26 protein-coding genes and 1 tRNA gene are annotated in these 17,763 nt (G+C 60.9%); 24 read left to right on the top strand and 3 right to left on the bottom strand.

Annotated elements, in window-relative coordinates; translation table 11 throughout:
- Positions 1-65: 65 nt before the first annotated feature.
- Positions 66-551, bottom strand: coding sequence for a helix-turn-helix domain-containing protein (locus BM252_RS24130; RefSeq protein ID WP_093390225.1), 486 nt, complete (start codon positions 549-551; stop codon positions 66-68).
- 83 nt (positions 552-634) lie between these two features.
- On the opposite strand from BM252_RS24130, the gene BM252_RS24125 reads away from it, so the two are divergent.
- The 9 genes from BM252_RS24125 (at position 635) to BM252_RS24085 (ending at position 5,966) form a co-directional block, all read left to right on the top strand.
- Entirely contained in the window at positions 635-877 is a 243-nt protein-coding gene (locus BM252_RS24125; protein WP_093390224.1) for a transcriptional regulator, read from the top strand.
- The gene (locus tag BM252_RS24120; protein WP_093390223.1) at positions 874-1,518 is read left to right on the top strand and encodes a hypothetical protein; all 645 of its coding nucleotides are present in this window, start codon (positions 874-876) and stop codon (positions 1,516-1,518) included. The genes BM252_RS24125 and BM252_RS24120 overlap by 4 nt, the downstream gene beginning before the upstream one ends.
- Positions 1,515-1,718, top strand: coding sequence for a hypothetical protein (locus tag BM252_RS24115; RefSeq protein ID WP_093390222.1), 204 nt, complete (start codon positions 1,515-1,517; stop codon positions 1,716-1,718). The genes BM252_RS24120 and BM252_RS24115 overlap by 4 nt, the downstream gene beginning before the upstream one ends.
- On the top strand, positions 1,715-1,972 hold the full coding sequence (locus BM252_RS24110; RefSeq protein ID WP_093390221.1) for a hypothetical protein: 258 nt from the start codon (positions 1,715-1,717) through the stop codon (positions 1,970-1,972). The genes BM252_RS24115 and BM252_RS24110 overlap by 4 nt, the downstream gene beginning before the upstream one ends.
- 327 nt (positions 1,973-2,299) lie before the next feature.
- Positions 2,300-2,650 carry a hypothetical protein gene (locus tag BM252_RS24105; protein WP_093390220.1) on the top strand — a complete coding sequence of 117 codons (351 nt, stop codon included), beginning with the start codon at positions 2,300-2,302 and terminating at the stop codon, positions 2,648-2,650.
- Between the two features lie 101 nt (positions 2,651-2,751).
- Positions 2,752-3,213 carry a hotdog family protein gene (locus BM252_RS24100; protein ID WP_139236715.1) on the top strand — a complete coding sequence of 154 codons (462 nt, stop codon included), beginning with the start codon at positions 2,752-2,754 and terminating at the stop codon, positions 3,211-3,213.
- The gene (locus tag BM252_RS24095; protein WP_093390218.1) at positions 3,210-4,022 is read left to right on the top strand and encodes a YdaU family protein; all 813 of its coding nucleotides are present in this window, start codon (positions 3,210-3,212) and stop codon (positions 4,020-4,022) included. Before BM252_RS24100 ends, BM252_RS24095 begins: the two co-directional genes overlap by 4 nt.
- Entirely contained in the window at positions 4,019-5,407 is a 1,389-nt protein-coding gene (locus tag BM252_RS24090) for a replicative DNA helicase (RefSeq protein WP_093390217.1), read from the top strand. The genes BM252_RS24095 and BM252_RS24090 overlap by 4 nt, the downstream gene beginning before the upstream one ends.
- Positions 5,408-5,462: 55 nt before the next feature.
- Complete coding sequence (locus tag BM252_RS24085) at positions 5,463-5,966, top strand: hypothetical protein (protein WP_093390216.1); 504 nt, start codon at positions 5,463-5,465, stop codon at positions 5,964-5,966.
- A gap of 9 nt (positions 5,967-5,975) precedes the next feature.
- On the opposite strand, the gene BM252_RS24080 is transcribed toward BM252_RS24085, so the two are convergent.
- A complete protein-coding gene (locus BM252_RS24080) occupies positions 5,976-6,611 on the bottom strand; it encodes a hypothetical protein (protein WP_139236714.1) in 636 nt (211 codons plus the stop codon).
- Positions 6,612-6,851: 240 nt separating this feature from the next.
- A complete protein-coding gene (locus BM252_RS30430; protein ID WP_139236713.1) occupies positions 6,852-7,040 on the bottom strand; it encodes a hypothetical protein in 189 nt (62 codons plus the stop codon).
- 45 nt (positions 7,041-7,085) lie between these two features.
- Here BM252_RS30430 and BM252_RS24075 point away from each other — a divergent pair.
- The 15 genes from BM252_RS24075 to BM252_RS32255 all read left to right on the top strand — a co-directional run bounded on the left by BM252_RS24075 (position 7,086) and on the right by BM252_RS32255 (position 17,674).
- A tRNA-Gly gene (locus BM252_RS24075) sits at positions 7,086-7,159 on the top strand.
- A gap of 205 nt (positions 7,160-7,364) precedes the next feature.
- Complete coding sequence (locus BM252_RS31210; RefSeq protein ID WP_174900661.1) at positions 7,365-7,505, top strand: hypothetical protein; 141 nt, start codon at positions 7,365-7,367, stop codon at positions 7,503-7,505.
- A 2-nt stretch (positions 7,506-7,507) separates the two neighbouring features.
- Positions 7,508-7,702: a hypothetical protein gene (locus BM252_RS24070; RefSeq protein WP_093390214.1), complete on the top strand. Its 195-nt coding sequence runs from the start codon at positions 7,508-7,510 to the stop codon at positions 7,700-7,702.
- Between the two features lie 11 nt (positions 7,703-7,713).
- Positions 7,714-8,088: a hypothetical protein gene (locus tag BM252_RS24065; RefSeq protein WP_093390213.1), complete on the top strand. Its 375-nt coding sequence runs from the start codon at positions 7,714-7,716 to the stop codon at positions 8,086-8,088.
- Between the two features lie 134 nt (positions 8,089-8,222).
- Positions 8,223-8,402: a hypothetical protein gene (locus BM252_RS30425; RefSeq protein ID WP_139236712.1), complete on the top strand. Its 180-nt coding sequence runs from the start codon at positions 8,223-8,225 to the stop codon at positions 8,400-8,402.
- Positions 8,403-8,449: 47 nt separating this feature from the next.
- Positions 8,450-8,836, top strand: a complete 387-nt coding sequence (locus tag BM252_RS24060) for an HNH endonuclease signature motif containing protein (RefSeq protein ID WP_245774419.1) — start codon at positions 8,450-8,452, stop codon at positions 8,834-8,836.
- 162 nt (positions 8,837-8,998) lie between these two features.
- Positions 8,999-9,484: a phage terminase small subunit P27 family gene (locus tag BM252_RS24055; protein ID WP_093390211.1), complete on the top strand. Its 486-nt coding sequence runs from the start codon at positions 8,999-9,001 to the stop codon at positions 9,482-9,484.
- Positions 9,477-11,180 (top strand): terminase large subunit, encoded by a 1,704-nt coding sequence (locus BM252_RS24050; protein WP_093390210.1) that lies wholly within the window; start codon positions 9,477-9,479, stop codon positions 11,178-11,180. The genes BM252_RS24055 and BM252_RS24050 overlap by 8 nt, the downstream gene beginning before the upstream one ends.
- A 3-nt stretch (positions 11,181-11,183) precedes the next feature.
- Positions 11,184-12,467: a phage portal protein gene (locus BM252_RS24045; RefSeq protein ID WP_093390209.1), complete on the top strand. Its 1,284-nt coding sequence runs from the start codon at positions 11,184-11,186 to the stop codon at positions 12,465-12,467.
- The gene (locus BM252_RS24040; RefSeq protein ID WP_093390208.1) at positions 12,436-13,131 is read left to right on the top strand and encodes a head maturation protease, ClpP-related; all 696 of its coding nucleotides are present in this window, start codon (positions 12,436-12,438) and stop codon (positions 13,129-13,131) included. Before BM252_RS24045 ends, BM252_RS24040 begins: the two co-directional genes overlap by 32 nt.
- 66 nt (positions 13,132-13,197) lie before the next feature.
- The gene (locus BM252_RS24035) at positions 13,198-14,418 is read left to right on the top strand and encodes a phage major capsid protein (RefSeq protein ID WP_093390207.1); all 1,221 of its coding nucleotides are present in this window, start codon (positions 13,198-13,200) and stop codon (positions 14,416-14,418) included.
- Between the two features lie 63 nt (positions 14,419-14,481).
- Positions 14,482-14,667, top strand: coding sequence for a hypothetical protein (locus BM252_RS24030; RefSeq protein ID WP_093390206.1), 186 nt, complete (start codon positions 14,482-14,484; stop codon positions 14,665-14,667).
- 1 nt (position 14,668) lies between these two features.
- Positions 14,669-16,639: an SGNH/GDSL hydrolase family protein gene (locus BM252_RS24025; RefSeq protein WP_093390205.1), complete on the top strand. Its 1,971-nt coding sequence runs from the start codon at positions 14,669-14,671 to the stop codon at positions 16,637-16,639.
- A complete protein-coding gene (locus BM252_RS24020) occupies positions 16,636-16,893 on the top strand; it encodes a hypothetical protein (protein ID WP_139236711.1) in 258 nt (85 codons plus the stop codon). The genes BM252_RS24025 and BM252_RS24020 overlap by 4 nt, the downstream gene beginning before the upstream one ends.
- Complete coding sequence (locus BM252_RS32255; RefSeq protein WP_425442364.1) at positions 16,883-17,674, top strand: HNH endonuclease signature motif containing protein; 792 nt, start codon at positions 16,883-16,885, stop codon at positions 17,672-17,674. Before BM252_RS24020 ends, BM252_RS32255 begins: the two co-directional genes overlap by 11 nt.
- The last annotated feature ends 89 nt before the right edge of the window (positions 17,675-17,763 follow it).

Here is a 17,763-nt window from a genome sequence, read left to right as displayed (position 1 = left end):
GCGTTGAACTGAGACGAACTCTACACAAGAAAAACTAGCAATGCAAGAAAAACTAGTACCACGCCTTATTTTTTTGGAAGCGAGGCCGGCAAATGCCTATAGAACAGCTCCCAGCCGTCGCCCTCCAACTCCCATGTCCCAAAGGCGCGAAACTGTGCAATCACAGCATCCTTTTGCTCTATTGTCAAAAGCCTGTCGAATGCATATCCAACATGTACAGCTTCGACAGTCAGGCCCTTTCGGATAACATCGGTTAGCTTAAAGACTTCTTTGATCTCGTTCTGGGTCTTCACCACAAGTTCCTCGAGCGCTGCAGCCCCTCCAAGCTCCTCAAGTTCCTCGTCAGAAACGCCAAACTGCAAGTACTCGACCGTAGTTTCTAGAGCGGCGGCTACCGCCACCATGCGCAACCTCTTCGGTGCCGTTCCCCCTTCTTTCTCCCACTGCTGGACAGTCTGCCAGGCAGATACGCCAACTCTCTCCGCGAGCTGCTTCATCGTGAGGCCAAGGGCCTCACGCCGTTTCTTAATCCGTGAATTTATAGTTTCCATGGCGTTATGTTATACACTAGTTTTTATTGTGTCACCACAGGATAATCTAGCAATGCTAGAAAAACTAGCGTATGATTTGACGCATGAACGGAATCGATAAAACCATTAAACACTTCGGCAGCCTAAGCGCCGTCGCACGCGCGCTGGGCCTCAGTGGCTATCAGGTTGTTCAGCAGTGGGTGTCCGCAAAGAGGGTTCCGGCCGAGCACTGCACCCGGATCGAAGAACTCACTTCCGGTGCTATACGTTGCGAGGAACTTAACGACCGAGTGAACTGGTCGGTCGTTCGCAATTCAACTGAGCCCACCACCAAGGCTACCCCATGAGCGGCCCCATCCGCAATTTCGAGCCGACCATGAGCAGTATGCAGATGGTCGACTACATCAACGAAGAGCGTAAGGCCAAAGAAGCTGAAGGCGGAAAGCGGTTCATTAAGTTGGCCCACCGCAGCTTGATGACCAAGGTGCCGAAGGTACTGGGCAAGGGGTGTGCAAATTTTTTTGCACACCACGTCAATCCAGACAATCAGCAGGAATACCCTTGCTACAACTTCCCCAAGCGGGAAGCGTGCCTCATTGCGATGAGCTACAGCTACGAGTTGCAGGCAAAGGTGTTCGACCGGATGGTGGAGCTTGAGGATGAATTCAACGCATCCCGAATTACCACCACCCGAGATCGCATCTTGATACACAAGGCCGTGCCATACATCTTCGAGCGCACCGGGGCCTGCTTTCCCCGGATTTATCTAGCCATCAGCGCGGCCGCCGGGGCTACCAACTTCCCTGGCATGACGATGGGTCACCTCGCGCGCGTGGCGACGCCTTTACTGCGCATCCAAAACGAAGCCGACACGCAAGCAGACTGGGAACTGCTGCACATCAGCGGCAAAGCGCTGCGCGGCGGCGCCCAGCTAGAGCTCGCCTTCAACACCCCGGCCCTCTACAACCCGTCCAAGGAAACCCTATGAACCTCGACGAGCAAATCCAATGGGTGTCGCAGAGCTGCACCCGCCTGCGCGCCGCCCTCCCGGCGAAGGTCGCCGCCGGCGCCGTCACCCAGGAGCGCGCCAGCTACCTGCTGGCCGTCGCCAACGAGACACTCCAAACCCTGACGCAATTGCGTGGCCTGGTGCTGCGCGGCGCGCCGAAACCAAGGAATCCATCATGAATTCATACAACCCGCAAATCCGCGCCCAGCAGCTGGCCGCCCAGCGCGAGGCAACCGATGCCGCTGCTCACCACTTGCCTGGCGCCGCGCCGGCCGCCGGCCCGGCCATCGAGCCGAAGGGCGTCCTGAAGTTCCAGGACACTGCCCTCGACCACGCCGCCGAGCTGCGCGGCGCGATGGCGCAGACCCGCCTGCACCAAAGTAGCGTTATGGACGGAAAAATTTCAAGGCGTCTTCAATGGCTTGGAAAGTAGCCGCGTCGCCTTTGGTTCGTGTTCGAATGAGTTCGAGTCTTTGCGGAATAGCGTCTGCTATCGCGGGATCGAGCTCTCTTACTGCATTGGATATCGCTTGGAGAATTAAGGTGTTCGCAAGCTCCCGCCGTGTGGCCTTGTCGTCCATAACGTCAATGTACTGAACAATTTTACCGACTCGCTCGGATAGCTCTGCGAGGCTTTCAGGTTCTTCATTCATAGAGTTGCTTTCAATAAAATTTTGAATCATTAATTTAACACGGATGGAAATTCCCACCCAATACCGGGCATCCGCGCCCCGAACCGCGCGGCACATCGAAAGCGAATATGGCCCACCAGATTCCACCGAACGAAGTTCTCGAAGCCGCCACCGGCACCGGCGGCCTCGTGCACGTCAGCCTGTTCTTGAACCAGGCGCTGGCCCAGGCCGCCGGGCTCGATGCGCCGGCGCCGCGCGCGGTCGCGCCAGCCCCTGTCGACGCGCCCGTGGTGCACGGCCCGCGCCGCGCCGACATCGCCAAGTGCCGTGGCGTCGGCATGGCCTGCTGCTGCGTCTGCATGCGCAGCCTGGCGATCGACGCCGGCCCTGAGCAGCAGTGGACCACGCCGGAGTTCAAGGATGGCGCCTGCACGCTGTTCGCCGACCGGCGGACCTATGGCGCGCTGTACGGCAAGTAGTACCGATTTCAAACGGGGCAGCGGCTGCGCAGCCGCGACCAGGTGATTTCAGCCCACCAGGTCACGCCCCGACCCACATCCGGCTGAATGAAAGGTTGAACATGCAATCGAATTTCCTCCAAGACCTGCAGGCGCAGGCCGATCCCGATCGCTTCCTCGCGATGATGCAGGTCTACCAGACCGCCGCGCGCGTGCCGCTGCCGCCGCGCGCCGGCCCCGGCTTGCATCTGACCGACATCCCGCTGAACCGGGGCATGCTGGCTGTCGTCGGCGCGATGCGCAAGCACCGTGATGCACCTGCGGCCTTGCGCGCCACGCTGTCGCGCCTGATGCACGTGGACGAGATTTTCGAAGCGCGCGAGTACTTCGCCCGCTACATTCGACCCGGCACCGATGGTGATGATGGCGTCGAGGTCGCCGATGCACTGTTGAAAGCCGTCGCTGTGGCGCGCATCGAACTGCATGGCGAGCATGCGCGCTTCGACTTGGCCGATGTGCTGGCACACGCGCGGCGCTTCGAGGCCGCCGAAGATACTGAGAGCGTGAAGAGTAAGGGCGTATGAACTTCTATCCACATCACATTGGCGACTTCGACCGCGCCACCAGGCACCTGTCGCGGATCGAGCGCAGCATCTATCGCGACCTGATGGATGTCTACTACGACACCGAAGCGCGCCTCACCCTCGATCAGCCCGCGCTGTGCCGGAAAATCTTGGCCCGTTCCAACGAGGAAGTAACGGCCGTTGAACAGGTGTTGAACGAGTTTTTCACGAAAACGCCAACGGGCTGGTATCACCAGCGCTGCGAGGATGAACTGGAAGCCTACCGTAACTCGACAAGCCAAAAATCCTTGGCCGGAAAGGCTTCTGCTGCAAAAAGAGCAATACAAAAGCAAGAGGCGCTGAACGGTGTTTCAACGGCTGTTCCAACGGCCGTTGAACAGCCGAACAACGGCACTCCAACTAACCAAGAACCAATAACCAAGAACCAAGAACCAAATACTTCAACTACATCGTCGCCTGACGACGACGTGCGGAGGTGCCCGACCGGATTGATCGTCAACCTGTACCACGAGCTGATGCCGAACAACCCGCAAATCAAGGTCGTCAACGCCGCACGGAAAAGCGCGATCAAAGCCCGTTGGCTGGAGGCATCCGTTCTGACCTGCGAGCCCTTCGGCTACACCACGAGATCGGCTGGCCTGGCTGCCTGGCGCCAGTTCTTCGAGATCTGCTCCGAATCGAAGTTCCTTACCGGCCGGGCGCCGCCACTGCCCGGTAAGCGGGCCTTCTTTGCCGACATCGACTTCATCTTTTCGCCGACTGGCTTCGCCAAGACGCTGGAAAACAAGTACCACCGGGACGCAGCATGAACATGAACGACCAGCAGCACCTCGCGGTGCCACCGCACTCCATCGAAGCCGAGCACGCCGTGCTGGGCGGCCTGATGCGCTTCAATGAAGGCTTCGACCGGCTGGGTGACCTGCAAGGCAAGCATTTTTACCGCGCCGACCACGGCGAGATCTTCGCGGAGATCGTCAGACTGGTTTCGAAAGGCGGGTCGGCCGACGTGATCACGGTTCTGGCTGCGATGCAGGCCCGTGGCGCTGTGTTCGGCGCCGACTTGGGGGTGTACCTCAACCAGATGGCGCAGAGCGCCCCTAGCGCCTCCGGCATCGCCGCCCAGGCCAAGGTCATCGTCGACCGCGCGCTGCTGCGCGGCGTGATCCACATCGGCGACAAGATGGCCGGCCTGGCGCACCAGCCGCTGGGCAAGAGCGGCGACCAGGTGCTGGACCAGGCCCAGTCATGGATCACGGCGCTGGCCGAGCGCCGCGTGCGCAACGAGCCGCGCATGATCCGCACGGTGCTGGCGGAGTTCGTCGACGGCGTGTCTCAGCGTTCCGAGGGCCAGGACAGCGCGATCTCGACGGGCATCGAGGAGCTTGACCGGCTCCTCAACGGCGGCTTTCGCCCGCAGCAACTGATCATCATCGCAGGCCGCCCATCCATGGGCAAGACCGCGCTGTCGTCCGATATTGGCCTGAACATCTCCGAACAGCATAGCGTCTTGATGTTTTCGATGGAGGTGGGCAGCCAAGAGGTGGCCGGCCGCGCGCTCGCCAACCGTGGGCAGGTGCCGCTGTCGAAGGTGATGGGCCGGATTGACCAGAACGACAAATCCGCATGGGATGGCGTGACGCACGGCTGCATCAGGCTGGACGATGTGCGTTTCGCCATCGACGACACGCCGGCGATCACGCTGCTCGAGCTGCGCATGAAGGCGAAGGCCTGGAAGCGCAAGCACGGCCTGGACGTCATCATCGTCGACTACATCGGCCTGATGTCCGGCGGCGATGGTGACAAGCGCACCGACCAGGTCGGATCGTACTCGCGGGGCCTGAAGGCGCTGGCCAAGGAGCTCGGCGTCACCGTGATCGCGCTAGCCCAGCTCAGCCGCAAGTCGGAGGAACGGCCGGATAAGCGACCTATCCTGTCGGACTTGCGCGACTCCGGCGAGATCGAACAGGACGGCGACGTGGTCATGCTGGTGCACCGACCTGAGATGCACAAGCCGGACGCCCCCGAGCTGCGCGGTTACACCGAGGTGCTGATCCGGAAGCAGCGCAGCGGCGCATTGGGCGACGTCCACCTCATGTTCGACGGCCCAACGGCAAAGTTCACGAGATGGATTGGCCCACCACCAGCGGCGCCAGAGACGAAGTCGAGCGGCGGCGGATTTGGCAGCAAGAGATAGCGCAGCACGGCGCCCACCGCCAGCACCAAGAAACTAGAGTCGAAAGAGGCAGCAATTGAACGTCATCCAAAAGTACACCCGCTCGATCACCGCATCGAACCTGCGCGACGATGCGCACCACCACCACACCGAGGTGCTGGCCGCCGCCGCGCTGTGCCGCGACCTGGGCACCAAGCTGTTCCGCGTGAAGTACGCCAGCGACGCCACCAGCTACCAGGCGCTGCTCGAAGCCTGGCGTGAGATCGTCATCGGCAAGGCCGCGACGCGCTCCTGGCCGGCCGACGTCAGCCCGGCCAAGATGGCGCGCCTGTCGCTCGACCACTGGCTCAACGACGTGTGCCCGGCGTGCACGGGCCGCGCCTATGAGCCGGTGCGCGGCGCCTCGAGCGTGATGTCGGACGTGCCCTGCCGGATCTGCCGTGGTACCGGCCGGCGCGCCGTGGCGGTGAAGCACAACGAGTTGAAGTACGTCGAGCAGATGGTGGAGGCGCTCGACGCGATCTCCGCTCACGCCGCCGGCCAGACGATGAAACGGCTGGCCGATGAGATGGGCCTGTAGCTTCGGCGCTCAGGGCTGGGCGGCGGCGTCTTCTCGGTCCGCCTGTTCATTTTGGGCTTGTATCAGCCGCATGCCGGCTCGTATTTGTCTTACTTCACGGGCGAGCGTGATCGCAACGTACATACTTACTGGAAAAATTGTTGTCATCAAGGCGATCGCGACCGATGACGAGATTTTGTCGATCATCCAGAAGATAATCGGTGTGACGGCAACGAGGTACGCTACGACAAAGCCTGCAGCGTAGACCAAGCTCCATGCTTGGCGCCGTTCATGGGTGGCAAATGGCGATCCTGAAAAATCAAGTTGGCGCTTAGACGTTCCGGGCACATGTTTTAAGTAGCTCTTCGAGATCACATAATCTTGCAAGGCCACCACCGGATCTGTCAGCGACATCAAGTGTTCGATCACAGGCGCTGGGAGCGATTGGCTGCCCGCGATGGCTTGATATCCCTTCTGCCGAGCGAAAGGGTGCATGTCAGCGTTCTGTTTGATATCTTCGAAAAAGCTTTTGGCGAACTTGTATTCCTCCCGATTCGCTGCCTTCGCTCCTAACGTAAATTGTCGTGTCGAGAACCATACTCCGACGAGTCCGAGGACGGTGAGCACAATCCATGTTGCAATTTTCAAACCTTGATCGAAATCCAATGTGTTTCCCCAAAGCCATATTTTGATTCAGGAAACAAAGTTTTGCCACTGTTCGTAAACACAGGTATATAATTGATGCACTGCGCGCCTTGAGCATCACCCGGCGCGCATAATTTACGCAAGGCGCCCAGCGCGCCGTGCAGGGCAGCGGCCAACCTGAAGCCGAGACGTTGATGTCCTGTTACGCCCAAAGAAAAGCCCGCCACTTCATAGTCGCGGGCTTTTTTCTTGTCTCTATTGTTACGAGTCGCGAATCACAGTAAAGACGGCTTGGTAGACGCTGGCGAGATAAACCCCATCATCGGTCGCGTTTTGCTCAGGATCAGCGATGTTTCCGGTCATTCCGTACAGTTTTATAGCGTTGGATGAAAGCCCTGCCTGAATTATTCCTGCTGCAAGTTTTGCAGCCTCCAGATCCGATACAGCCATTTTAGCCCTCCTTAGTTTTGGAGTTGCAATAATAGCACTTGATGCGCGGGTGTAGCTCAATGGCAGAGCCGCTGCCTTCCAAGTAAAAGACGAGGGTTCGATTCCCTTCACCCGCTCCAGGAAGATTGCCCGAGATGTCGGCTTGCCGATCTGGACTAAGGGTGACGCAGATAGACTGGGTCGCTGCATCTGCAATGCAATAGCTCCTCAGCCAAGGGTTCGAATCCCTTATCTTCCACCAGAGTCTCCTGCCCCGCGTCACCGCGCCGGGCCTTCGCCGCCGGCCGCACACGCGCCTGGCGGCTTTTTTATTTGAGGTGTTGCATGGATGCTATCGGATCGGCCATCATCGGCCTGTGCGTTGCCGGGATCGTGATCGGTGCCACCGTGGCGACCGCTGCCATCTTCGGCCTGCCGTGGCTCTGGTCGTTGCTCAAGCCGCTGCTGCACGCGGCAACAGCCTGACCATGAAGCCGCGCCACTACCGAGAGCTGATCCTGCGCGCCGTCCGCGAGCGCGACGGCAAGCAGCTCGACCAGCTCGCCGCCCAACTGCAAGACGCCGAGCGCGCCCGCGAAATCCTGCGCGCCAAGGGCTACGGCGCCACCGGTACCTCGGCCAGCGCCACGGCCGCCATGGTGCCGCCGGCTAAACCATACTGAAGGAAGTTGATATGCCGATTCTCGGACACCAGATCAGCCGGGAGCTGCTCGACGCGCTAGGTCTGCCCAGGCATACGGCTTCGTTCAGCCTGCACTGTCGCGCCGGGCAGTTCGTCACGGTCGACTGTGAGTATTACCCGGACGACCTCGCCAGCATGGAGCGTGCGTTCTCCAGCTACACGCTGGAGCGCCGCGAGCCGCCCGCCGCGCCACCGGAACATCCGGCCGTGCTGATGGGCTTCGATGCCTGGATGCGCGAGCGCACCGAGCGGGCGCATGCGGAGTTCATGGCGCGCACGTCGGCCAAGAAGTACGCCACGGGCGGCATGGTCCCCAACGTCCACCGCCTGGTGGGCGAGGGCGGCGGCCTGGAACTGAACATTTAACGCGGCAGCCGCCAGCGCGCTCCAGAGGCGGCATCCAATATCAGCGCCGTCACAGACGTACAAGAGCCGATTGCCTCCTACGCAGAGCATCGCGGTGCTTTGTCGGACCGGGCTGTGACACACGAAAGCAGAGCATGAACAAAGTGCAACACCCATCCAACAACCACGTCCTCGGCGCGCCGGCAGAATGGCACATGCGGATTGACGTCAAGCGCCGCCGTTGGCCCGTTCGCCTTATCAATAGCTATCGATTGTGGCGCCAGCACATGGGCGTGAGCGCCTCGTTCGCTGCAGCCTGGCGCGTCGCCCGCTGATGCCTCGCCGCGCCAAGTCCATCTGCCGGCAAGCTGGCTGCGGCGCCTTGATCGACAAGCCCGGCCACTGTGACAAACACAAGAAGGCCAACCAGGCAGCTGATGCCGAGCAGCGTGGCACCGCCCACGAGCGCGGTTACACCAGCGCATGGAGCAAGGCCAGGGCCGCTTACCTCCGAGCGCACCCGCTCTGCGTGGCATGCGCAAAGGAAGGACGTCCAGCGGTACCGGCCAACGTGGTTGACCACATCACCCCGCATAAGCTCAAGGCCGCGCTGGACAGTGGTGACGAGCGTGCCATCACCAAGGCCAAGGCACTGTTCTGGGACAGCGATGGAAACTGGCAGTCGCTGTGCAAGCCACATCATGATCGCAAGACTGCGACCGAGGACGGTGGCTTTGGCCGACGCAGTGCAGACCCAACGCGCGCGTGATCGACGCCCTGATGGCGTGTGGTGCGGCAGCAAGGGCATCGGCGAAGCGTCTCGACCAGGGCGCAAAGGCGGGGGTGGTCAAAAGTGCAGGGGCTTTTCCGGCTAGACCGTCCAGTCCCCCTTTTTTTCACGCCCGCGAAATTAAAAGTCAAAAGGTAGCCGATGGGCGGGATCGCAACAATCGCCGGCCGGGGCCGAAAACCGAAGCCAACCGCCCGCAAGAAAGCCGCAGGCAATCCAGGTAAGCGCGCTATCAACAATGACGAGCCGGACTTTGGGCTGGTCACCAATATTGATCCGCCCGAGTGGATCGTCGGCGAAGCGCGTGACATGTGGATGCGCGTGGCGCCGCCGCTGCTCATGCAAAAGGTGCTGCAGGTAACCGACCTGCACAACGTCGAGGCGTTCTGTATGGCCTACGGTAACTGGCGCGCGTCAGCTGCCCACATCGCCGAGAACGGCATCGTGGTGGAAGGCGCCACCGGCGGGCCGATCAAGAACCCAGCCTTGACCGCGCTCGCCGAGGCAGCCAAGCAGATGGTCACGTTCGGCGCGATGCTGGGCCTTGACCCGGCAAGCCGGCAGCGTCTGGTCGGCGGCGGGAACAAGAAGAAGGACAACCCGTTCGGCAAACTCATTAATGGCTGATAAAAAATACCCGTGCGTCGAGCAGGCAAACAAGTACGCGCGCGATATCGTGGCCGGCCGGCTACCGGCATGCCGATGGGTCAAACTCGCATGCCAGCGGCACCTGGATGACCTGGCCGCCAGCCGCAAGCGCGCTTACGCGTACAAGTTCGACGCTGCCGAGGCCGAGAAGAAGCTGAACCTAATCGAGTTGCTGCCGCACACAAAGGGTGAGTGGGGGTTCAAACGCCAACTAGTGACGCTGGAGCCGTGGCAGAAATTTGGCCTGGCCTGCACCTTTGGCTGGAAGGTCAAGAAGACCGGCTTCCGCCGTTTCCGCGAAAGCTATTGGGAAGTCTGCCGCAAGAATGGCAAGTCCGTCATCGGCGCCGGCGTGGCGATCGCGATGTTCATCGCTGACAACGAGTTCGGCGCCGAGGTCTACTCGGGCGCCACCACGGAAAAGCAGGCGTTGGAAGTCTTCCGTCCCGCTCGCCTGATGGTCAAGCGCACGCCGCTGCTGATCGAGGCGGCCGGCATCGAAGTGAACGCGTCGAACATGAACCGCCCGGATGACGGCAGCCGCTTCGAACCGCTGATCGGCAACCCGGGCGATGGCGCATCGCCGTCGTGCGCGATCATCGATGAGTACCACGAGCACGGCAGCGCGGCCCTCTACGAGACCATGCTGACCGGCATGGGGGCGCGCCGGCAGCCGCTGATCCTGATCATCACGACCGCAGGCGCGAACATCGAAGGGCCGTGCTACGACAAGCGGCGCCAGGTAATGGAGATGCTGGACGGCACGGTGCCGGACGACGAGTTGTTCGGCTGGATTTTCACCATCGACGAGGGCGACGACTGGACCGATCCAAGGGTGCTGGCCAAGGCCAACCCGAACATGGGCGTGTCGGTGTTCCTCACCTACCTGGAAAGCCAGCAGCAAAAGGCGATCCGCAGCGCGCGCTTCACCAACACGTTCAAGACCAAGCACCTTAATGTGTGGACGTCGGCAAAGACCGGCTTCTACAACCTGGAAAAGTGGCGCGGCTGCGAGGACAAGACGCTGACGCAAGAACAGTTCGAAGGCCAATCCTGCGTGCTGGGATTCGACCTGGCGCGCAAGTTGGACATGAACAGCATGGCCAAGGTGTACCACCGGGATATCGACGGTCGGCGGCACTACTACAGCGTCGGGCCCAAGTTCTGGGTGCCAGAGGAAACGGTGCGCGACACCGACAACAAGCGGATGGCCGAGCGGTTCCAGGCATGGGTCAACGCCGGCTTGCTCGATGAGACGGAGGGCGCCGAGGTCGACTATCGCGAAATACTGGCGTCGGCCATTGAGGTCAACAAGGTTTCACCAGTTGACGAATGCCCGATTGATCCGCACGGCGCGACCGGCTTATCGCACCAGCTGGACGACGAAGGGCTCAACCCCATCGTGGTCACCCAGAACTACACGAACATGAGCGACCCGATGAAGGAACTGGAGTCGGCAATCGCGTCGGGACGGTTCCACCACGATGGCAATCCGATCATGACCTGGTGCATATCGAACGTCATCGGCAAATACTTGCCGGGCAACGACGATGTGGTGCGCCCGATCAAGCAGGGCGAGGACAACAAAATCGATGGCGCGGTCGCGCTGATTATGGCTATCGGCCGAATTTTGCATGCCGATCCCGAAGAAGAAGTGCAAATTATTAGCCTATAACCGATGATCAATCCTCTTAAAAAACTGGCGGCCATGTTCGGCGCCGGTGCCCCCGCGACCGCAACTGGAGCAATCCAGAACGCCGCCACAGTGGTCCACTCGAGCGATCCGCAAATCATTGCGATGCTGGGCGGCGTGCCATCCGCATCCGGCTATCCCGTTACGGCGGAGACGGCGATGCGCGTGTCCGCGGTGTTCGCTGCGGTGCGCCTGCTCGGCGGCACCCTGGGGTCCATTCCCGTCTCGATATATCGCGAGGTCGACGGCGAACGCGAAAGCATCCAACCCGATTTGTGGTGGCTGCTCAACGAGGAGCCGATCGCCAACTGGACCGCCGCCGCGATGTGGAGTTGGGTCATGCAGTCCCGGATGATGCGCGGCGACGGGTATGTCGAGATTGTCCGCTCCGGCGCCAAGATCAGCGCCCTCCGTCCGCACAATCCCGACCTGGTGACCGGGCGAAAGGTCGGCGACTTTCTGATTTATAGCGTTACTGGCGATGACGGCCGTACCCGCCCGGTGCACCAGGACGACATGCTGCATTTCACAGGCTTTGGATTTAACGGCATCCGCAGCATGTCCGCCATCCAATGGGGCGCGTTTCAATGCATCGGCGTGGCTTTGGCGGCCGACACGTTCTCGGGTAGCTTTTTCGCGAACGGCGCCGCGCCGAAGCATGTTTTGACCACCGTTGCAAAGCTCGATCCGGAGCAAGTCGAGTTGTTGCGCACCGAGTACACAAGGAAATATGCCGGCGTCCGCAACGCCGGCGCGCCGATGGTGCTGCCAAAGGACGTGGACCTGAAAGAAATGTCCATGACCGCCGGCGACGCCCAGTTGCTGGAATCGCGTAAGTATCAAGTGATCGACATTGCGCGCGCCTTCGGCGTGCCGGCCCACATGATCGGAGCACAGGAAACAACCAGCTCCTGGGGATCTGGCGTGCAAGCGCAAACCCTGGGGTTCATCAAGTTTTCAATGCAGGCGCACTTGGATGTCGTGCGGCAGGAATTGAACCGCAAGCTGTTCCGCCGGGCGTCGCCGTTTGTCGAGCACAAGATGGAATCGCTGATGTCCGGGGATTCGAAGGCCGAGGGCGACTATATGCGCCAGTGCGTTGGCGGATCCCAAGGGCCGGGCTGGATGACGATCAATGAAGCACGCCGTATCAAGAACCTCCCGCCGGTCGACGGCGGCGATGTGTTGTACCGCCCGGATAAGCCGGCGGCGCCCGCCTCCGCAACCAAGGATAAAAATGAAGAAATTAGTACAGCTGATTCGCAATAACGCAGACCGGGCGCCGGCGAAGATTCGATCCGAGGCCGAGCCGGAAACTCTGTTCCTGTACGACGTCATCGACCCGTATTGGGGCGTTGGCGCCGCCGAATTCAACAAGGAGCTGGCAGGCATGAGCGGCAAGAAGGTCACGCTGCGCGTCAACTCGCCCGGCGGGGACGTCTTCGACGGGCGCGCCATGGCCGCAGCGATCGCCGCTCACGGCAACGTGCACGCGGTCATCGAAGGCCTGGCGGCCAGCGCCGCGACCTACGTCACCGCCGCCTGCGCGTCGGTGGACATCGCACGGGGCAGCTTCTACATGATCCACAAGGCGTGGACCATGGCATACGGCAACGATGACGACTTGATCCAGACCGCCGCGCTGCTGGGCAAGATCGACCAATCGATCGTCGCCGACTACGCGCGCAAGACCGGCAAGTCCAACGACGAGATCGTCGCCTGGATGAAGGCTGAAACCTGGTTCACCGCCGACGAGGCGCTCGCCAACGGCTTCGTCGATTCGATTAGCGAGACGGCCAAGGTCGAAAACAAATGGGATCTCACGGCTTACAACAACGCGCCGAAGATCACCGCCAAAGAAGACGACCCGACGCATTGGGAAGCCGTCCGCCAGCGCAACGCCAACCGCCTGCGCCTGCACGAATTCGGATAACGCGCTCGCGCACCCCGATACCGGCCGCCTCGCGCGGCATTTTTTACGTCCAACCAAGGAACCCATATGAAATCGATTCAAGCATTGCGCGAGCAGCGTCAGCAACTCGCGAAGGAAGCGCGCAACCAGATGGAGCAGAAAGGCGACCGCGCCTGGACGAAGGAAGACCAGACAACCTTCGACGAGCGCGCCGACAAGATCGACGGCATCGAGAACGAAATCACCGCCGTCGAGAAGGTGATGGCGCTGGAAATTGAAGACCACAACCGCGACGTCGAAACATTCCGCCGCAACCCCGGCGCGAACGCCGAGAGCAACAAGCCGCGCGCGCTGTTCGCCAAACTGCTGCGCGAAGGTCCGGCGAATATGACGCGCGAAGAGATGGCTGACATTCGCAACACCATGTCCACCACGGCGCCGAGCCAGGGTGGTTACACCGTCCAGACCGACGTCGCCAAGGAACTGATCGACGCGTTGAAGGCTTACGGCGGCATGCGCGGCCTGGCTAGCAGCATCACGACCTCGCAAGGCAATCCGCTGGGATACCCGACATCGGACGGTACGGCCGAGGAAGGCGAGTGGGTTCCGGAAAACACAGGAGCAACTTCCGGTGACGCCTCGTTCGGCACCGTCGGCCTGAACACATTCAAGGCCAGCTCGAAGATCATCACGATTCCGATCGAGCTGCTGATGGACAGCTCGATCGACATCATCGCCATGGTCAACAAGCGCATCCGCGATCGCCTCGGCCGCACCATGAACAAGGGCTTCACTGTCGGCAGCGGTACCGGCCAGCCCCTGGGTTATGTTCCCGCCGCATCGGTTGGCAAGATCGGCGCCACCGGCCAGACGGTGACCGTACTGTATGACGACCTGGTCGACCTGCAGGAATCGATCGACCAAGCCTATCAGGATGCAGGCACCTGCCGTTTCATGATGCACCAACAAACCCGCAAGGTCGTCCGCAAGATCAAGGACGGCTCGGGTCGCCCGATCTGGGCAGAGTCCTACGAGGCTGGCATCAAGACCGGCACGCCGGCGCAACTGCTGGGTTCGGACGTGGCGATCAACAACGACATGGCCCAGCCAGCCGCCAACGCCAAGACAATCGGCTTCGGCGATTTCTCCAAGTACATGATCCGCGACGTGCTGGATTTCATCCTGTTCCGCTTCGAAGACTCGGCGTTCGCGAGCAAAGGACAGGTCGGCTTCCTGGCCTGGTCCCGCGCCGGCGGCAACCTGCTCGACGTCAACGGCATCAAGTTGTACCAGCAGTCGGCGACCTAACCGAACGCTGCCCCAATCTGCGGCGGGCTTCGGCCTGCCGCGTATCACCACCTGGAGAAAAACATGGCAGAAAAAGATAGCAAGGCAAAAGCGCCTAGCACCGTCAAGGCGCGCGTGCTCGTGGTCTGCGATTACGGCACATGCAATGACGTGATCGAGATCGACGCCGAGCTGGTCGACAGCCTGGCCGGCGTCGTCGACACCGATCCGGCCGCCGTGGCCTACGCCGAAACCCTCACGAAGGACTGATATGACCATTCGCCTGCTTTGCGCATACGACAAATACCCGGCGAACGCCATTGTGGCGCTGGACGCCGGCACCGAAGCCGGTTTGATCGCGGCGAAGCAGGCGACGGCTACCCTGACTGGCGGCGACACCTATTTCGTGCCGGTGCAGCCGGTGCAGCAGGCCCAGCCGCTGGTCGGCGGCGGCCGTGCCTCGATCAAGGCCGGCGAGCAGGTGCCGATCTCGCTTCCCGAGGGCCAGGCCTTGACCATCACCGGCGCGGCCAATACCACCGGCGTCGCCTACCTGCTGGACCCGGTGCTGGGCGGGACGAACTCGCTGCGGTCGTGGGCAATTGGCGCCGGCAGCTTCACCACGCCGGCCTACGCCGGCACGCAGCAGTTCCTGATCTCATGCTCGGCCGGCAGCGTTGATGTGCTGGTGGGGGCGGCGGTGCTTAATATCCCGGCCCCACGTCCACGGGACGGCGTTGTAATTCTGGGCGACTCCACCGCTCAGAAGCATTCCGTGGAGGTGCCAGTCACCATCGTGGATAACGGAAACGGCACGGCAACGGCAACGATTACGTCGCCTCAGACAGGCCAAAACGCCTATACGGGAGACCGTGTTACATTCGCCGGCATGGTCGATTCGAAGCTTAACCAGATAAACGCACTGATTCTGTCCCACACGCTTTCGGGCGCGTTAGTCACGAGCGTGACCTACGCGACGACCGGCCCATATATTCCAGTCTCCGGCGGCTTCGCCCCAATCATGTATCTGGCATGGCAGGAGGCTGGTTATGGCTCGGTGATCTGGGCAAAAGCGATGTGCGGGGCAACTTTCAAGATCGTCGGAAACTACAGCGCGGGCGGTGCTGACAGCGATGGCCTGCAATCTGTGATTGAATCCGCGATGGGTACAGGCGCTTCCGTTGCGCTCTTCAAAGTAGGCACCAACAACGTCTATGCACGGGGTTTTACTGCCGATTACTCAATCGCCAGTATCAAGCCTCTAATGGACCGATGCGTCCAACTCGGCGTGAAACCGGTACTCACCTCCATCCCTCCGAATACTGGCGGCACCGGCGCGCTGTCCGCCAAGTTGGCTCCTGTTAATCGCTGGGCGCAGTCGTACTTGCCGCAGATCGGCGGTCGCTACGTCAACACATGGATGGGCAGCGCCAACGGCCTGCTGTATGCTGATCCCGCAAGCGTTGTTGGCCTGCCTTCGACCGGCATGCTTGCGGACAACGCTCATGACGCCCGGCTTGGGGCATGGGCTGGCGCAAAGCGTATCGCACAGGCACTGTTGAACTACTTCCCGGCCAGCCGCGCAACCTACCCGATGGCATGCGACGTAGTGGCGAGCGGGAAGATCTATTTTGACAACGCTCTGCTGCAAGGAACTGCAGGCACTACTTCGGTCGGCTCGGGAACGATTACCGGGACTATCGCTACAGGCCTTGTCGTCATCAACTCGGCGGGGTCGCAGGCTGTAGTTTGCTCTATCGTACCGCGCACCGAGGCGGTTGATGGCGATCCACTGGGCAACAATCAACGGCTGGTCATCAGCGGCTTGGCGGCAGGGTCGGTGGTTACCGTGCGCATCGCCGTGTCGGCATCCAACTACGCCTTCGGCGACGTGGTGGAAGGCTTGGCCCGTGTTCGCATCTCCAGCGGAAACACGCCTGGTTCGGGAGCGCCACTCAACGTGACGCCACCCGAACTGGCAGTAACGGTAAGCACGGCAACCACTGGCGCTGACAAGTCCTATTCGTGCCGTTGTCTAGATGTGGTAACGCCAATCAACGAGGCGTACTCGCTGACTCTTGATACCCCTCCGTATCAGTTCAAAAAAGGCGGTTCGGCCATTCACGGCGCACTGGCTTTTATGCGCCACGAGGTTGTCATCTACGGCACCGGGGCAGCAGGGCACGTAACGCTCGACATCGCGCACCCGATGCTCTGGGCGGTTGATCCATCGGCCGCATGAAAACGCGGTTGATACTCGCCGCCTTGATCGCGGCGCCGCTCGCGGCGGCCGATCCACTCACCGACATGGAAATCCAGCGTGACGTCGTGGAGTACCGGCTGTCGCAAGGCGAAAGCCGCGCCGAGGTATGCGAGGTCGCCGAGCGCTATTTCGATGTGCGCTGTCAGGACACCGGCAGCGAGTTTATCCTCCAGCGCGGCGAAAACCTCGACATCACCTACATGGTGACGATCAGCACCAAGGATGCCCCATGACCCTCACCACCGAAACCGGCGCCTCCCCTGTGCGAATCTGGCGCACGCTCCGCTTGCATCGGTGTGCTTAAAGCTGAATACTAGTACCCTTAAACCAAAGGGGATAAATATGAATGCCAAGGTACAGTTTTCATGCGATTCATGCGGCGCCCATTTTTTGCAGTGGCCTTCTCAGATCGGTGGCAAGGCGTATTGCAGTAGGGCCTGTTACGCAGAGAGTTTGAGAGGAAAGGTGCCGCACAATAAAGGCGCCTCGGTTCTCGCTGAAAAGCCCTGCGCGGTTTGTTCTGCGACGATGAGTGGGCTACCTTCGGAAATGAAGCGGCGGAAATACTGTTCGCCGGAGTGCCTGAAGCTGGCGTTTTCCAATGTTGATATTGGCGCTACTCTGAGGCGTCGATCTCGTGTTGTTGAGTCGGGCTGCTGGCTTTGGACCGGGGCGCTTCGCGATGGATACGGTCGAGTCAAATTCAATGGATCTGTGACGCAAGAAGCGCACCGTGCCAGCTATGAGTTCCATATTGGCCCTATACCAGAAGGGCTGGTTATCGACCATCTTTGCAGAAACAGATCGTGCATTAACCCGTCGCACCTTGAGCCTGTGACGCAAGGGGAGAATATCCGGAGAGGGGAAACCGGCAGGCATACCCCAATAACTGAGGCACATAGACTGGCCTTGTCCGCGGGCGGGAAGCGAAGATTCTCCGATCCTGCGGCCCGCGCGGCACACGGCTCTGCGCTGAAGGCTGCGATCAATAGAAAGAAGAAAAATGAAAGGTGATCTATGTTGATTATTGAGGTGGGCGCCGGCCTGCCTGACGCCGACAGCTGAACTTGCGCTACCGCATCACCAAGCCCGCCCCGAGCGGG

The organism is Rugamonas rubra (assembly GCF_900114705.1).
GTDB lineage: Bacteria > Pseudomonadota > Gammaproteobacteria > Burkholderiales > Burkholderiaceae_D > Rugamonas > Rugamonas rubra.
This window is presented reverse-complemented; position numbering and strand designations above follow the sequence as displayed.

Excerpts from the sequence above, each read along its gene's own strand:
- BM252_RS24130 (WP_093390225.1), bottom strand. The coding sequence starts at position 551 with ATGGAAACTATAAATTCACGGATTAAGAAACGGCGTGAGGCCCTTGGC.
- BM252_RS24125 (WP_093390224.1), top strand. The coding sequence starts at position 635 with ATGAACGGAATCGATAAAACCATTAAACACTTCGGCAGCCTAAGCGCC.
- BM252_RS24120 (WP_093390223.1), top strand. The coding sequence starts at position 874 with ATGAGCGGCCCCATCCGCAATTTCGAGCCGACCATGAGCAGTATGCAG.
- BM252_RS24115 (WP_093390222.1), top strand. The coding sequence starts at position 1,515 with ATGAACCTCGACGAGCAAATCCAATGGGTGTCGCAGAGCTGCACCCGC.
- BM252_RS24110 (WP_093390221.1), top strand. The coding sequence starts at position 1,715 with ATGAATTCATACAACCCGCAAATCCGCGCCCAGCAGCTGGCCGCCCAG.
- BM252_RS24105 (WP_093390220.1), top strand. The coding sequence starts at position 2,300 with ATGGCCCACCAGATTCCACCGAACGAAGTTCTCGAAGCCGCCACCGGC.
- BM252_RS24100 (WP_139236715.1), top strand. The coding sequence starts at position 2,752 with ATGCAATCGAATTTCCTCCAAGACCTGCAGGCGCAGGCCGATCCCGAT.
- BM252_RS24095 (WP_093390218.1), top strand. The coding sequence starts at position 3,210 with ATGAACTTCTATCCACATCACATTGGCGACTTCGACCGCGCCACCAGG.
- BM252_RS24090 (WP_093390217.1), top strand. The coding sequence starts at position 4,019 with ATGAACATGAACGACCAGCAGCACCTCGCGGTGCCACCGCACTCCATC.
- BM252_RS30430 (WP_139236713.1), bottom strand. The coding sequence starts at position 7,040 with ATGGCTGTATCGGATCTGGAGGCTGCAAAACTTGCAGCAGGAATAATT.
- BM252_RS31210 (WP_174900661.1), top strand. The coding sequence starts at position 7,365 with ATGGATGCTATCGGATCGGCCATCATCGGCCTGTGCGTTGCCGGGATC.
- BM252_RS24070 (WP_093390214.1), top strand. The coding sequence starts at position 7,508 with ATGAAGCCGCGCCACTACCGAGAGCTGATCCTGCGCGCCGTCCGCGAG.
- BM252_RS24065 (WP_093390213.1), top strand. The coding sequence starts at position 7,714 with ATGCCGATTCTCGGACACCAGATCAGCCGGGAGCTGCTCGACGCGCTA.
- BM252_RS30425 (WP_139236712.1), top strand. The coding sequence starts at position 8,223 with ATGAACAAAGTGCAACACCCATCCAACAACCACGTCCTCGGCGCGCCG.
- BM252_RS24055 (WP_093390211.1), top strand. The coding sequence starts at position 8,999 with ATGGGCGGGATCGCAACAATCGCCGGCCGGGGCCGAAAACCGAAGCCA.
- BM252_RS24050 (WP_093390210.1), top strand. The coding sequence starts at position 9,477 with ATGGCTGATAAAAAATACCCGTGCGTCGAGCAGGCAAACAAGTACGCG.
- BM252_RS24045 (WP_093390209.1), top strand. The coding sequence starts at position 11,184 with ATGATCAATCCTCTTAAAAAACTGGCGGCCATGTTCGGCGCCGGTGCC.
- BM252_RS24040 (WP_093390208.1), top strand. The coding sequence starts at position 12,436 with ATGAAGAAATTAGTACAGCTGATTCGCAATAACGCAGACCGGGCGCCG.
- BM252_RS24035 (WP_093390207.1), top strand. The coding sequence starts at position 13,198 with ATGAAATCGATTCAAGCATTGCGCGAGCAGCGTCAGCAACTCGCGAAG.
- BM252_RS24030 (WP_093390206.1), top strand. The coding sequence starts at position 14,482 with ATGGCAGAAAAAGATAGCAAGGCAAAAGCGCCTAGCACCGTCAAGGCG.
- BM252_RS24025 (WP_093390205.1), top strand. The coding sequence starts at position 14,669 with ATGACCATTCGCCTGCTTTGCGCATACGACAAATACCCGGCGAACGCC.
- BM252_RS24020 (WP_139236711.1), top strand. The coding sequence starts at position 16,636 with ATGAAAACGCGGTTGATACTCGCCGCCTTGATCGCGGCGCCGCTCGCG.
- BM252_RS32255 (WP_425442364.1), top strand. The coding sequence starts at position 16,883 with ATGCCCCATGACCCTCACCACCGAAACCGGCGCCTCCCCTGTGCGAAT.